The 14,076-nt window shown below is 63.4% G+C and carries 9 protein-coding genes; 5 read left to right on the top strand and 4 right to left on the bottom strand.

Going from position 1 to position 14,076, the window contains the following annotated elements; translation table 11 throughout:
• Positions 1 to 76: 76 nt before the first annotated feature.
• Complete coding sequence (locus FLQ44_RS06175; RefSeq protein WP_206208690.1) at positions 77 to 652, bottom strand: response regulator transcription factor; 576 nt, start codon at positions 650 to 652, stop codon at positions 77 to 79.
• Between the two features lie 507 nt (positions 653 to 1,159).
• Here FLQ44_RS06175 and FLQ44_RS06180 point away from each other — a divergent pair.
• Positions 1,160 to 2,128 (top strand): LysR family transcriptional regulator, encoded by a 969-nt coding sequence (locus tag FLQ44_RS06180; protein WP_147688645.1) that lies wholly within the window; start codon positions 1,160 to 1,162, stop codon positions 2,126 to 2,128.
• A gap of 153 nt (positions 2,129 to 2,281) precedes the next feature.
• The gene (locus tag FLQ44_RS06185) at positions 2,282 to 3,568 is read left to right on the top strand and encodes an NAD(P)/FAD-dependent oxidoreductase (protein ID WP_147693559.1); all 1,287 of its coding nucleotides are present in this window, start codon (positions 2,282 to 2,284) and stop codon (positions 3,566 to 3,568) included.
• 184 nt (positions 3,569 to 3,752) lie between these two features.
• Here the strand turns inward: FLQ44_RS06185 and FLQ44_RS06190 are convergent, their stop codons facing one another.
• From FLQ44_RS06190 to FLQ44_RS06200, 3 genes are all read right to left on the bottom strand, one after another.
• Positions 3,753 to 4,247, bottom strand: coding sequence for a hypothetical protein (locus tag FLQ44_RS06190; RefSeq protein WP_147693560.1), 495 nt, complete (start codon positions 4,245 to 4,247; stop codon positions 3,753 to 3,755).
• 2 nt (positions 4,248 to 4,249) lie between these two features.
• A complete protein-coding gene (locus tag FLQ44_RS06195; protein ID WP_170252846.1) occupies positions 4,250 to 5,731 on the bottom strand; it encodes a S8 family serine peptidase in 1,482 nt (493 codons plus the stop codon).
• 264 nt (positions 5,732 to 5,995) lie between these two features.
• Positions 5,996 to 6,373: a SirB2 family protein gene (locus tag FLQ44_RS06200; RefSeq protein WP_147693562.1), complete on the bottom strand. Its 378-nt coding sequence runs from the start codon at positions 6,371 to 6,373 to the stop codon at positions 5,996 to 5,998.
• Positions 6,374 to 6,480: 107 nt separating this feature from the next.
• Here FLQ44_RS06200 and recC point away from each other — a divergent pair, with 107 nt between their 5' ends.
• The 3 genes from recC to recB are packed head-to-tail and all read left to right on the top strand — an operon-like array spanning position 6,481 to position 14,055.
• On the top strand, positions 6,481 to 9,657 hold the full coding sequence (gene recC, locus FLQ44_RS06205; protein ID WP_147693563.1) for an exodeoxyribonuclease V subunit gamma: 3,177 nt from the start codon (positions 6,481 to 6,483) through the stop codon (positions 9,655 to 9,657).
• 5 nt (positions 9,658 to 9,662) lie between these two features.
• Positions 9,663 to 10,511 (top strand): hypothetical protein, encoded by an 849-nt coding sequence (locus FLQ44_RS06210; RefSeq protein ID WP_147693564.1) that lies wholly within the window; start codon positions 9,663 to 9,665, stop codon positions 10,509 to 10,511.
• The gene (gene recB / locus FLQ44_RS06215; RefSeq protein ID WP_147693565.1) at positions 10,498 to 14,055 is read left to right on the top strand and encodes an exodeoxyribonuclease V subunit beta; all 3,558 of its coding nucleotides are present in this window, start codon (positions 10,498 to 10,500) and stop codon (positions 14,053 to 14,055) included. Before FLQ44_RS06210 ends, recB begins: the two co-directional genes overlap by 14 nt.
• The last annotated feature ends 21 nt before the right edge of the window (positions 14,056 to 14,076 follow it).

Consider the following 14,076-nt stretch of genomic DNA (forward strand, 5'->3'; position numbering starts at 1 on the left):
GTCAAGCACGGCCGGATAGGGCATTGTCCTGTCTCAGGCCTGCGCCGCAGCAAAAAATAGTGTTAACAGGCCCTAATCAGGCCGCCAGGCCTTTCTGGATGCCCAGCACAATGGCGTGGGTGCGGTTATTGGCTTCCAGCTTGCGGATGATGTTGGCCGCGTGGAACTTCACCGTACGCTCGCTGATATCCAGGATGGTGGCGATTTCCCAGTTGGTCTTGCCGCGCATCATCCAGTGGAAAATGTCTTTTTCGCGGTGCGACAGCGGGTTGTTGCCGTTGCTTGCTGGTGCCAGGCGCTGCAGGGTGGGGTGCAGGTGTGGCAACAGGCCACCCAGCATGCGCAGGGTAGCGGCGTCGTCGGCTTGGCGCGGCTGCACGTATAGCAGCGTGGCCTGGCCATCGCGTTGCATGGCAAAGCAGGCGGTAGCGGGGCTGGTGTGCGCCAGCCAGGTAAATTGCACCTGGCTACCGATATCGGCCGGTAGGCGCTGCCAGTCGTGGCTATGGCAGGCGGCGGGCTGGCCCAGCGTGCGCGGGGTGGCGGTCCAGCCTTGTGGTGTGGCCGAGCCATGAATAATCCACAGGGCAGCGACTGCGTGGTCGCTGCCTAGCGTGTGCAGGAAGGTGTGAAGTTCTCTCTCGTCTGCCATCTGCGGGAGGCTGTGAATCCACTCGAGCAGCTGGCAAAGCTGAGTGTGTGACAGACCCGCGGAGATTGAGCCAGAAGCAAAAGGTATACCTTTCGACATACTGTTCCCCTGTTATGTTTTATGTATTGAACGCGTATCTTAACCAAGGGTCGAAGCTGCCCCAATGTTTCTTCACTCTGGCATGAGTAAAGCGCATTGGTGCTATCTGGTTGGGTATTGCCGTAACAGAAAACCGGCCTTTGCGCCCGCTGTGCTTGTTGCAAAAGCGCATCATTTTGAAAACTGGCTGTTTGGACGGGGGGCGACTGGCATAACGGCGAGTGACTGTGGGCATTGCGACGTGATATGACGTCATTTGACAGGAAACACGAAAATATCTTTAAGCGAATCTGATTTTGTCCTATTATTTGTCAGCGAAACTGTCAATTTTGCCAAGCTTTACCCCAAGGCCATTTTTAAATAGGGTGTTTTACCCCACCCGCCATATGTCATCTGCGAGATCGCCCAATGGATACATTAAAAGCGCTAATGGTCTTCATGACCACTGCTGAGAACGGCAGCTTTTCCGATGCTGCTCGCAAGTTGGGCGTCTCGCCAGCTGCCGTCAGCCAGAGCATTGCCCGCCTGGAACAAGAGCTGGAAGTACGCTTGTTCAACCGCACTACCCGCCAGCTGACGCTGACCGAAGACGGCCGCCGCTTCTACGCACAGTGCCGCGGCCCGGTGAATAACCTGGATTCGGCCATCAACCAGCTGAAAGCCAGCCGCGACGAACCCGCCGGCCACCTGCGCATCAGCTTGCCCAACGCCTTTGGCCGCCGCTTCATCCTGCCGCTGATGGAAGAGTTCTGCCAGCGCTACCCGAAGATCCGTGTGTTCTTTGGTATGGACGATCACTTTAGCGACCTGATCGAAGACGGCTACGACGTGGGCGTACGTGTCGGCATGATGCCGGACAGCCGCATGGTGGCACGCCATCTGGCGCATATTCCGCAGTATGTGGTGGCTTCGCCGGAATACTGGGCAGAGCACGGCAAACCGCGTAGCCCGGAAGAGCTGTCGGCGCACGACTGTATCAATTTCCAGTTCCCTACCTCGGGCCGCCTGTACAAGTGGGAATTCGAGCGTAACGGCGAGCGTATCCCGCTGGAAGTGACCGGTACCTACACCGTTAACGATGTGGATTCGGTAGTAGAAATGGCCCGCCTGGGCCTGGGCGTAGCGCAGCTGCCTGGCCACGAAGTGCTGGCCGATGTGCGTGCCGGCCGCCTGCAGGCAGTGCTGACCGACTACGTGTCGATGGAGCGCTCCATCTATATCTGCTTCCCGCACCGCGACCACATTGCGCCGCGTACCCGCGTGTTTGTGGATTTTGCAGTGGAAAAGCTGCTGGACCACCCGGATATTATTGCCGACCTGCCAGGCGTAGACCTGTCTGCCAAACGCGAAGCACTGCGCATGCACCTGGGCCTGTAAACCCGCCCCAGCGTTGCCCACCGCCCGGCTTGCCGGGCTTTTTTGCGACATTGGCGTTTAACATATTAGACAAAGCTTGGGCTGTTGCGCATAATCCAGCCATAAACCCGTGCCTGTTGGCCGCAAGTGTTTAAAAAATGGATGGGATACATCATGAGTCAGCGCATCGAACACACTAATTCCTACTACGCCTATTCTGCCAACCCTAGCCCCGAGCGCCCGGCGCTGGCGGGTAGCGTGCGGGCAGATGTCTGCGTGATTGGTGCCGGCTATACCGGTATCTCTACCGCCCTGCACCTGGCTGAAGCCGGCTTTAGCGTGGTGGTGCTGGAAAGCGCCCGCGTGGGCTGGGGTGCATCGGGCCGCAATGGTGGCCAGATCGTTAACAGCTACAGCCGCGATATGGATGTGATCGAGGCGCGTCATGGCAAGGAAGCTGCCAAGCGCCTGGGCGCCATGGCCTTTGAAGGCGGCAAGATCATCCGCGAGCGTATTGCCAAGTACAACATCCAGTGCGACCTGAAAGACGGCAACGTCTTTGCGGCCTTTACCCAGAAGCAGCTGGACGAGCTGGATGCCAAACGCCGCCTGTGGGAAAGCTTCGGCCACACTGGCATCCAGATGATCGACAAAGCCGGTATGCAGCGCATCGTGAACTCCAACGAGTACGTGGGCGCGCTGCTGGATAACTGGGGCGGCCACATCCACCCGCTGAACCTGGCGTTGGGCGAAGCCGCTGCGTTCGAATCGCTGGGCGGCCGTATCTATGAGCAATCCGCCGTTACCGATGTGGTACGCGGCCAACCTGCCGTGGTGAAAACCGCCGCTGGCCAGGTCACTGCCGATTTCGTGGTGGTAGCCGGTAACGCTTACCTGGGCAACCTGATACCGGTGCTGGCCGAGAAAACCCTGCCGTGCGGCACCCAGGTCGTCACCACCGAGCGCCTGTCGCCCGAGCTGGCGCGCAGCCTGCTGCCCGGCGACAACTGCGTGGAAGACTGCAACTTCCTGCTGGATTACTACCGCCTGACCGGCGACAACCGCCTGCTATACGGCGGCGGCACGGTATACGGCGCGCGCGACCCGGGCGAGATCGAAAACCTGGTGCGCCCGAAAATGCTGAAAACCTTCCCGCAGCTGAAAGACGTGAAAATCGAATTCGGCTGGACCGGCAACTTCTCGCTCACGCTCACCCGCCTGCCGCAGGCTGGCCGTATCGATAGCAACATTTACTACTCGCAAGGCTGCAGCGGCCACGGTGTCACCTACACCCACCTGGCCGGCCGCATCATGGCCGAAGCCATCCGCGGCCAGAGCGAGCGCTTTGACGCCTTTGCCAGCCTGCCGCATTACCCCTTCCCGGGTGGCCGCCTGTTCCGCGTGCCCATGCTCACGCTGGGTGCCTGGTGGTACGGCATGCGCGACAAGCTGGGCCTGTAATACCGGCAGGTGCCACGCACCTGCCTTACGCTCTGTCCATCCTGGGCTGGCCTTGTGCCAGCCGTTTTTTTTGGTGGTAGCGCCAGCAGGCAGAAGATATGGCAACGTGCTGAAGCACGTATGGCCAACCCGTCACCGAAGTAAGAGGTAGCCGATTGACAGCATGATTGCCGTGAGCTTGCTGCTAGCGTCGCTGGCGCGGTCTTGACCAGTCCGGGCTGGCGCTTTGCACGCCTGGCAGGCTGGCTAGCGCAGTGGCCGCTTCCAGGCTGTCATTACCGGGTGCGGTATTGATGCGCCAGTAACCATCGATACCGGCGGGGCTGGCATGCAGCTGGCGCTTGCTTGCCCAGGCTTGCAAAGCCGCGGGGTCCGTACTTTGTACAATCACACCACCGGCCGGAACCAGATAGGGGGCATCGCCAGCGGGGCCGAGGCGTACGATAGGTAGCAGCTTGCTGTCGCGTGGTAGCCCCAGCGCAGATTTACTGCGACTGGTCGTGGGGTAGGGCTTTTGCACCGCTTGGCCGCTGCTGGTGTCGATACCGTTTTGTATGTCCAGCCAGCCGTGACGCGTAGCACCGTTTTCATGCCATTGGTAGCTGGGTGGTGTGGCTTGTGCGCAGGCAGCTAATAGCAAGACGGCCAGACCGAGGCCGAGTGTGTGGCTTGTTGTCATGTTCAGTGCCCCCATACGGTGATGGACCAATTGCGCAGTGTCGTGACCGGTTCGCTGACTGTTTCCATGCTATTCGGTGCCCGTGTACGTATTGTATCGCTGATACGCAGGGTCCAGCTGCCCGTGCCAAAATTCTCGCCCAGGTGTCGTACCGAGCCGAAGGTAAACGGGTTCATGGGCACACTGCAGCGACGTGCGCTGGGCATCCAGCCTGGCTCACCATGGCAGGTATGACGGGTGGTCAAGATACTGTTGCGTCCAGCCGGGCTGTCTAGTGTTACGTTCATGTCGCTACTGCTAACGGCATTTTGAATGGATACCGTCAGTTCGACATATTCGATTGTATTGATGCTGCAGTTGCTCACGCTGAGGCGATCGCTGACTTCCGCATCATTGTCAGGAATGACGAGACTGGATGTTTGCGTCGTTTCGCACTTTTTGAGTGGTGGTAAGCCTGGAAAGGTACGTGCCATGGCTACCGCGGCATTACTGTCCAAGCGGCCAAACCCGGTGCGATAGGTAAAGTTGCCATTACCGATAGCGGCAGGCAGCTTGGGCGTTTCCAGATCGGTACGCGCAGTGCTGGCCAGAATCCAGCGGATGTCGCGCCAGCTCAGTGCAGGATTCGCACGCAACATGAGCGCAGCAGTACCACTGACTAGCGGTGTGGCCGCCGATGTGCCGGCAAAATTGTTGCGGTATTGGTTGCTGTTGCCCAGGTTGCCGGTTTGGCTTAGTGCTGTTGTTAGCAGCCTGGTGCTCGAAATATTTGTACCACCTTCGGCGGCGATCAGGACATTGCTGCCGGGCTCGGTAAAGGAAGAAGCCGACCCATTCTCGTTGATCGATCCGACAGTCATCATCATCGGGTGATTATTGAGGTAGTCATAATTGCTACGCTCGTCACTGCTAGCACTGGTGGCTTCGCCGCCATTACCTGCTGCCACGAAATAAACGATGCCACGCCCACAGCGCGCTTGAGTGGCGCCATTGATCACGCTCTGGCGCCATAGGCTGCCAGCATCGGGGTACAGTTCGCCGGTACCGTCCAGGTTCCCCCAGCTATTGTTGACTACCGACACGACCGCATTGCCATGCAGCATGGCTGCGGCGTCCTGCAGGTCGGAGCTGCCGTTTGCGGCTAGCAGGTTGTGCGCTACCAGGCGGGCGTTCGGCGCGATGCCCAGCATGCCTTTGCCGTTGGCCGCCGCCGCAATCAGGCCGGCTACAGCCGTGCCGTGGTCGTTGTCCCGTGTGGTCGGGCTAGGGTCGAGCGTGCCTTTGCCATTGTCGACGATATTGCGCGACTGACCGGCTAGAACATTCGCGGCCAAATCTTCATGATTCAGCTCCACCCCGTCGTCCACGACGGATACGACAACACCCTGGCCAGTATTGCCGCCAAGCCAGGTGTTTTCCAGTGCCAGCGATGCCGCTTGCAAATGCCATTGTTGCCCCGAGTAGCCTTCCCCCAGCTGCGCCACCGCGGCTGGCGGTGGCGTGCTGTCGCAGTTGGCCGAATTGCTTGTTACCACCACAGGCACGGCTTTGTAGGCGTTGGTGTTGGTATCGATACTCACAGGGGCGTTGCTGCCACCTCCGCCCCCGCCCCCGCCACAAGCGGCAAGGAACAGGGTCGTCAGCACGCAGCTGATAGGCCTGATGTTCATATTTGTGTCGCCAGCCAAGTAAATGGCAACATTTTATTCGAAAAGCATTTCTATGACCATGTCCGGATGGCCACCCTGTCAGAACGGCCACACCAGCTTGGTTTTGGCCACGGCAATCATGTAAATGGGCATGGCCATGGCGGCGGCCAGCACCACGGCGCGCAGGGGCGAGCCGTGCAGTTTTTTCAGGCCGATGGTGCCCAGCGCGATATACGCCAGCAGCGCGGCGATCTTGGCCGCCAGCCAGGGCTGGTTGTGCGGCGACAGGCCGGCCATTACCGCCAGCGTGATGGCGGCGGCCAGCAGGCCGGTGTCGACCACGTGCGGTGCTATTTTCAGTGCGCGCGCCTGCAGCAGGGCAGGGCGGGTGTAAGACAGCACGGCGCGGGCAGCAAACAGGGTAAGCGATAGATACGCCAGCCCGGCGTGTGCGTGTTTCAGAAACTGATAATCCATGGTGAAGCCTCAATGTAGATAAATGTCATGCGGCGCGATCATACCGCTTTGTACAGCAGGCAGAATGCTAAACTGCCGGGGTCGATGACCACGCCATAGCCTGCGCCATGCCGCTGAACCTGTATCAATCCAACCGCCTGGAAGCCCTGGGCATTCTGTACAGCCATCTCACAGACAGCCCGCTGGCCGATGCGTTCGCGCCGGAGGTCATCATGGTGCAAAGCCGGGGCATGGGGCGCTGGCTGACGCTGAACCTGGCGCAGCAGCGCGGCCTGGCGGCCAACCTGGAATTCGTGCTGCCGGCCGGCTTTGGCTGGCGGCTGATGCAGGCCGTGCTGCCCGAGCTGCCGCCCAAATCCGCCTTTGCCCCCGACGTGCTGTGCTGGCGGCTGATGGACGTGCTGCCCACGCTGGCTGGCGAGCCGTTTACCCCGCTGCAGCGCTACCTGCAGGGCGGCCCGCTGGCCTGCTTTGAGCTGGCCGGCAAGATTGCCGATATCTACGACCAATACCTGGTGTTCCGCCCCGACTGGATACGCGCCTGGGAAGCCGGCCGCCTGCTGGGGCTGGGCGAGGACGAAGCCTGGCAGGCTGCGCTGTGGCAAAGGTTGGCCGCCGAGGTGCCCGGCCGCCACCGTGTGATGATGCTGGACGACTTTTTTGCCCGCCTGCGCAGCGAGCACCTGCCGCAGCGCGTGTCGGTGTTCGGCATCGCCACGCTGGCGCCCATGTACCTGGCGCTGCTGCAGCGCATGGCCGAGCTCACCGAGGTGAATGTGTTCCTGCTCAACCCCAGCGAAGCCTACTGGGGCGACCTGCAAGCCCGCAGCCGCCAGGCAACGCTGTTTGGCGACGACGCCAGCGCCGGCGGCCACCCGCTATTGGCATCGCTGGGCCAGCAGGGGCGCGACTTTTTCGACGAGCTGGCCGGCGGCATCGCGCAGCCCATGTCGGCCTTCATGGCGCCGGACGGCCACAGCCTGCTGACGCGCCTGCAGCACGACATCCTCACGCTCACCCCGCCTGCGGCCAACGTGGCACCCTATAGCGCGGGGGATGCGTCCATCCGCTGCCATATCGCCCACAGCCCCATGCGCGAGCTGGAGGTGCTGAAAGACCAGCTGCTGGCCCTGCTGGCTGCCGACCCCACGCTCACCCCCGCCGATATCGCCGTACTCACCCCCGATATCAACGCCTACGCGCCGTACATCGACGCCGTATTCGGCTACCGCAGCGACGCGCCGTCCATCCCCTACAGCATTGCCGACCGCCGCCTGGCGCGCGAGGTGCCGCTGCTGGCCACCTTTGGCGCCGTGCTGCAGCTGGCCGACTCGCGCTTTGCCGCCAGCGACGTACTGGCCCTGCTGGACTGCCCGGCGCTGCTGGCGCGCTTTGGCCTGGCCGACGACGACGTCAGCCTGCTGGCGCAATGGGTGCGCCAGGCCGGCATACGCTGGGGGCGCGACGCCGCGCACAAAGCCCGGCTCGGCCTGCCCGCCGAGCCCACGCACACCTGGCGCTGGGGGCTGGACCGCCTGCTGCTGGGCACCATGCTGCCCGCCAGCCTGGCCGGCGACGGTGCGCCGCTGTTTGCCGGCCTGCTGCCCGATAGCGCCGCCCAGGGCCAGGCCGCCGACAAGCTCGCCAGCCTGGCTAGCCTGTACGACGTGCTGGCAGGGTTGGCCGCAGACTGGGCGCAGCCCGCCAGCATGGCCGGCTGGGCCCAGCGCCTGCGCGACGCCGCCGCGCAGCTGTTTCTGGTAGACGAAGCCGACGAAGCCGCGCTGCAGCTGCTGCACGGCATTGCCGACACCCTCACCGCCGACGCCACGCTGGCGCAGTTTGACGGCGCGCTGCCGCTGGCGGTGATCCGCGACGCCGTGCTGCGCCAGCTGGACATGTCGTCCAGCGGCGGTTTTCTTACCGGCGGGCTTACCTTCTGCGCCATGGTGCCGATGCGCTCCATCCCGTTCCGCGTACTGTGCCTGGTGGGCATGAACGACGGCGCCTACCCGCGCGACGAGCGCCCGGTCAGCTTCGACCTGGTAGCGCGCAACCCGCGCCGTGGCGACCGCTCGCGCCGCTTCGACGACCGCTACCTGTTTCTGGAAGCCATCCTGTCCGCCCGCGACGCGCTGTACCTGAGCTGGGTGGGCCGCAGCGTGCGCAGTGATGAACCGCTGCCGCCGTCACCGCTGGTAGCCGAGCTGCTGGATACCCTGGCCAGCATGTGCGGCGGCGACATCGCGCCCGCCATCACCACCCGCCACCCGCTGCAGCCCTTCAGCCGCCGCAGCTACGACGGCAGCCTGCCCAGCTACGAGCCGCTGTGGGCCGCTGCCCTGGCGCAGCCGGCCGCCGCCGCGCAGCCGTTTGCCACCACGCTGCCCGCCGTGGCACCGCCGGTGGTGCTGCTGGCCGATTTCCTGCGCTTCTGGCGCAACCCGGTACGCGCCTGGCTGGCCGACCGCCTGGGGCTAAAGCTGGCGCGCCACGCCGACGAGCTACCGGTGCGCGAACCGTTTGCCATCGACCGCGACAGCCGCAGTGACATCCGCGACACCCTGGTCGGCAGCCTGCTGGCCGGCAAGCCGCTGCGCCACGCCGAAGCCCGCCTGGCCGGGCAGGGCCTGCTGCCCGATGCCGCGCTGGGCGACGCCTGCCTGGCGCAAGAACGCGCCGCCAGCGCCCGCTTTGCCGCGCGCCTGCCCCCCAGCCTGCTGGCCGACACCCTGCCGCCGCAGCCGGTACGCTTACAGCTGGGTGGGGTGATGCTTAGCGGCGAGCTGGCCGGCCTGCGCCCAGAAGGCCTGCTGCGCGTGGTACCGCGCAAAGCCTACGCCACCGAGTTCATCACCCTGTGGCTGGAGCATCTGGTGAGGTTGGCCGCCGGCCTGCCCGGCATCGCCACCGACAGCGTGCTGTACGCCGACGACGGCGTACACCGCCTGAGTGCCAGTAGTCGTGACGGCCAGCCGCTGGACGCCCACGCGCTGCTGGCCGCGTGGATGGCGCGCTACCTGCAGGGCCAAAGCCAGCCGCTGCCGTTCTTTGCCCGCACCTCGCTGGCCTACGCCCGCGCCGAGCCCGGCAAACAAATGGGCGCCGCGCAAAACGAATGGTCGCCCGACTTCACCGGCCTGGGCCGCACCCCGCAGCGCGACGACGCGGCCAACCTGCTGGCCTTCCGCCACCTGGAGCCGCTGTCCGACCCGTTATTCGCGCAGCTGGCCGATACGCTGCTGGCGCCGCTGGTGGGCGCGTTGCAAATGATAAAGGAGTAAGTAAGGTGTCTGGTCGTGATAACTATTCTGGCAGGAAGAAGTCGGCTGTTATTTCTGATTTACTAAAAAAGCCTAATGAGATTGCCGCAGCTTTGAGTGATTCTGGTGTGACTGTTGAAAGATTAAAATTATATGGTGCAGCTGCCCTTTATGCTGAGCCTTATGTTGATAATTTTATTGCAGTCTTTGATGGGCAGGTTGTTGATTTGGAATCTCTTGGGGATTTTTTCTCATTTAGAGACTTGATTGAGTTTGTCGATTTTAATAGGCCGTCAGATGCTTCAGGTAATACTGACTTGATGAGAAATGAGCGGTTTAGAGATAAGCTTATTAGTAATTATAAGGCTTTGTGCGTGGTTTCAGTGGGTAATGATAAGCCGTCCTTTAGCAAAGAACGTGTGGGCTTGATAGAGGAGGCGTTTTCTCTGTACGATAATGCTTTCCATGCTGGTGCTGTTTGTTTGCTTTTGAGTATTTTTGAGGGTATTTTGACTGAGTATCTTGCTTTCAAGAGATTTATTTTTTCAAAAGCAGATGGTAAGTTTTATTTTGTTGGTGATGATAAAAAAGATAAATATGTGAGTGGGCTTTATGTAAAGCTTGAAATTGCAAATAAAAACAGTGGGATTGATTTTTTATCTAGTATTTTTGCTTGGAATGTTTTCTTAAATAATGGCAAAGAGAAAGTTTCCAATTTTAGGAATTCTGTTTTGCATGGAGATTCGCTAAATTTTGGATTTCCTGAATATTCGAAAATGACACTTCTCTTGGTTTATTTTCTTGTTTTGTATATTAGGAAAGATGATGGCGTGAAAGTCAGCCATCCTACCGAGGCTGATCATGCAAGCCCTTGACGCCCTGAACTGCCCGCTGTCGGGCATCAACCTGATCGAAGCCTCGGCCGGTACCGGCAAGACCTGGACCATTGCCGCGCTGTACACGCGCCTGCTGCTGGAGGACGCGCCGGACGGCACGCCGCCGCCCACGCTGGACCGCCTGCTGGTGGTGACCTACACCAAGGCCGCCACGGCCGAGCTACGCGAGCGCCTGCGCCGCCGCCTGGTAGAGCTGCAGCAGGTGCTGGACGGCGGCGCGACGGGCGACCCGTTCTTGCAGGCCATGGCGCACAGGTTGGCCGCAGGCGACATGCCGCTGGCGCAGCAGCGGCTGCGGGCGGCCATCAATGATTTTGACGCGGCGGCCATCTACACCATCCACGGCTTTTGCCAGCGCGTGCTTACCGACGCCGCCTTCGATAGCGGCCAGACCTTCGCCGCCGAGCTGGCCACCGACAACCACGCCGACCTGCAGCAGCTGGCCGACGATTTCTGGCGCACGCACATCGTGGCGCAGCCCGCGCTGGCGCAGGTGCTGGCCGAAAACGGCGATACGCCGGACGCCTGGCTGGCCGAGGTGCGGCCGTATTTGTCCAAACCCTATCTGCGCACCCCAAGCATCGACAGCGCCGCACTGTTGGCCGCACGCGAAGCTGCCGCCGCAGCCTGGGCACCGCTGCAGGCCGATAGCGCCACGCTGGCCGAGGGCTGCACGCTAGTGTTGGCCGCAGAAGGGCTAAAGCAGACCAGCTACAAGCCGGCGCAGTGCCAGCGCTACGTGCGCCTGCTGCAGATGCTGGCCGCCGACGCCAGCCTGCCGCAGCTATCGTCCACCCAGGCCAAAGACCTGGCGCGCCTGGGGCAAAGCCAGCTGGATAAGGGCGTCAACAAGGGCCACAGCGCGCCGCAGCACCGGCTGTTTGCCCTGGTAGATGGCTGGCTGGCCGCGTGGGACAGCTACAGCCGGCAGCTGGCACAGAACATTGCCGGGCTCAAGCTGGCCATGATCGCGTGGATAGACCAGCACGCCGTGGCGCAGCGCCGCGCCACGCGCAGCCGTGGCTTTGACGACCTGCTCACCGACCTGGCCACGGCGCTGGACGACCCCGAGCACGGTGCACGGTTGGCCGCACGCATCGCCGCCGACTTTGCCATAGCGCTGATCGACGAATTCCAGGATACCGACCCGCTGCAGTACCGCATCTTCCGCCGCGCCTTTGTGCAGCAGGCGCGGCCGGTGTTCATGGTGGGCGACCCCAAGCAGGCCATTTACAGCTTTCGCGGCGCCGATATTTTTGCCTACCTGAGCGCGCGCGACGACGCCCCGGCCGACAAGCAATACACCCTGCTGACCAACCGCCGCAGCCAGCCGCCGCTGGTGGCGGCGGTGAGCCAGCTGTTTGACCGGCCGCAGCCGTTTCTGCTGGACGGCATCGACTACCCGCAAGTCGACGCCGCGCCCAGCGGCGGCAGCACCCTGCACGTAGCCGACGACGACGGCGCGCTCACCGTGCTGGCTTTTCCTGCCAGCGATAGCGATAAAGGCGTGAACAAGGCCGAGGCCACGCAATACGCCGCCGAAGCCACCGCCCACGAGATCGCCCGCCTGCTGGCGCTGGCCCGCCAGGACAAGGCGCAGCTGGAAAAGGGCGGTAGCCGCCGCCCGCTGGCCGGTGGCGATATGGCCGTGCTGGTGGCCACCCATCGTCAGGGCGACGCGGTGCGCGATGCCCTGGCCGCACGTGGCGTCAAGGCGGTAGCGCTGACGCAGGAAAGCGTGTTTGCCAGCCACGAGGCCGCCGAGCTGCTGGCGCTGCTGCGCGCCTGGGCCGAGCCGGCGTCCGAAACGCGGCTGAAAGTGTTGTGCGCCACCACGCTGCTGGGGCTGGACGCGGCGCAGCTGCTGCAGCTGGCCGAGGACGAAGCGGCGTGGGAAGCGCGGCTGGTGGCCAACCACGACGACCACAAGCAGTGGCAGCAGCGCGGCTTTATGGCCGCCTGGCGTGGCTTCATGGCGCGCGAGGGCGTGGCCGCGCGCCTGCTGCCGCTGCCGGACGGCGAACGCCGCCTGACCAACCTGGGCCACCTGGCCGAGCTGCTGCAGCAGGAAGCCGAGCGCATCGCCGGTCAGGCCCCGCTATTGGCGTGGTTCGAGGCCGCCGTGGCCAGCCCGCCCGCCGGCGAGGAAGCCCTGCTGCGGCTGGAAAGCGACGCCGAGCTGGTGAAGATCGTCACCATCCACACCTCGAAAGGCCTGCAGTACCCGCTGGTGTTCTGCCCCTTCCTGTGGGATGGCGCGCTGGAGCGCCGCGATACCACCTTCTGGCGCTACCGCGATGGCGGCGAGTCGTGGCTGGCACCCGGCGAGCTGGTAAGCGACGCCGCGCGCGACGCCGCCCGCAGCGAGATCCTGGCCGAAAAACTGCGCCTGCTGTACGTGGCGCTGACCCGCGCCGAGCACCGCCAGTACATAGTGTGGGGCCACGTGCAAAAGATGCAGACCGCCGCGCTATCGTGGCTGCTGCACGGGCGGCATGCGGCCAACCTGGCCAGCCTGGAAGACACGCCGCTGTCCGACGCCGCCATCAGCGCCGACCTGGCCGCCTACGCCCGCAGCCAGCCCGGCGCGGTGCACTGCCGCAGCGTGAACGTGGCCATGAACACGCTGCCCGCGCTGCAGGCAGACAGCTTTACCCCGCAGCTGGCCACGGTGCGCCGCCGCCTGCGCACGCCGTGGTGGGTAAGCAGCTTTAGCAGCCTGACCCGCCACCTGCACGGCGGCGGCGCGGCACAGGCAGGCGAGGTGCCGGACCACGACCACGGCCCGCTGCAGGACGTGGCCGCCGCCGAGCAGCTGGCCGACCGTTTTGCCTTCCCGCGTGGTGCCCGCGCCGGTACCTGCCTGCACGATATGTTCGAGCGCGTGGACTTTACCCGGCCACAGGGTTGGCCGCAGGTGGTGGCCGAGGCGCTGCAGCGCCATGGCTTTGACGCGCAGTGGCAAGACGCCGCGCTGGCCATGCTGCAGTCGGCCATTCAGGCCGAGCTGGCCCCCGGCGTGCGCCTGGCCGAGGTGCCACCGGCGCGCCGCCGCGTGGAGATGGAATTCACCCTGCCGGCCAACGGCCTGAACCTGGCCGCCTTGCAAGCCGTGCTGTGCCACCCGGCGCACGGCCTGGCCGCGCCGCTGCGCGAGGCTGCCGCCAAGCTCAGCTTCGAGCGGGTGCAGGGCTATCTGAAAGGCTTTATCGACCTGGTGTTCATTGCCGATGACGCGCTGTGGCTGGTGGATTACAAGTCCAACCACTTGGGCGACAGCTACGCCGACTACGGCACGCCGCAGTTGGCCGCATCCATTGCGCGCGAGCATTACTACCTGCAGTACCTGATCTACTGCGTGGCGCTGCGCCGCTATATTGCCCAGCGCGCCCCGCAGCTGCGCCTGGGCGGCGTGCGCTACCTGTACCTGCGCGGCATCGACGGCAGCGGGCAGGGCGTGTGGTGCGATGCGCCAGACGAGGCGCTGCTGGCGGCGCTGGACGCGCTGTTCGTGGCCGCCTGAAACCGGGTTGGCTGCACAGCC

The organism is Vogesella mureinivorans (assembly GCF_007644035.1).
GTDB classification, from domain to species: Bacteria; Pseudomonadota; Gammaproteobacteria; order Burkholderiales; family Chromobacteriaceae; genus Vogesella; species Vogesella mureinivorans.

Excerpts from the sequence above, each read along its gene's own strand:
- recB (WP_147693565.1), top strand. The coding sequence starts at position 10,498 with ATGCAAGCCCTTGACGCCCTGAACTGCCCGCTGTCGGGCATCAACCTG.
- FLQ44_RS06200 (WP_147693562.1), bottom strand. The coding sequence starts at position 6,373 with ATGGATTATCAGTTTCTGAAACACGCACACGCCGGGCTGGCGTATCTA.
- FLQ44_RS06185 (WP_147693559.1), top strand. The coding sequence starts at position 2,282 with ATGAGTCAGCGCATCGAACACACTAATTCCTACTACGCCTATTCTGCC.
- FLQ44_RS06180 (WP_147688645.1), top strand. The coding sequence starts at position 1,160 with ATGGATACATTAAAAGCGCTAATGGTCTTCATGACCACTGCTGAGAAC.
- FLQ44_RS06175 (WP_206208690.1), bottom strand. The coding sequence starts at position 652 with ATGGCAGACGAGAGAGAACTTCACACCTTCCTGCACACGCTAGGCAGC.
- recC (WP_147693563.1), top strand. The coding sequence starts at position 6,481 with ATGCCGCTGAACCTGTATCAATCCAACCGCCTGGAAGCCCTGGGCATT.
- FLQ44_RS06190 (WP_147693560.1), bottom strand. The coding sequence starts at position 4,247 with ATGACAACAAGCCACACACTCGGCCTCGGTCTGGCCGTCTTGCTATTA.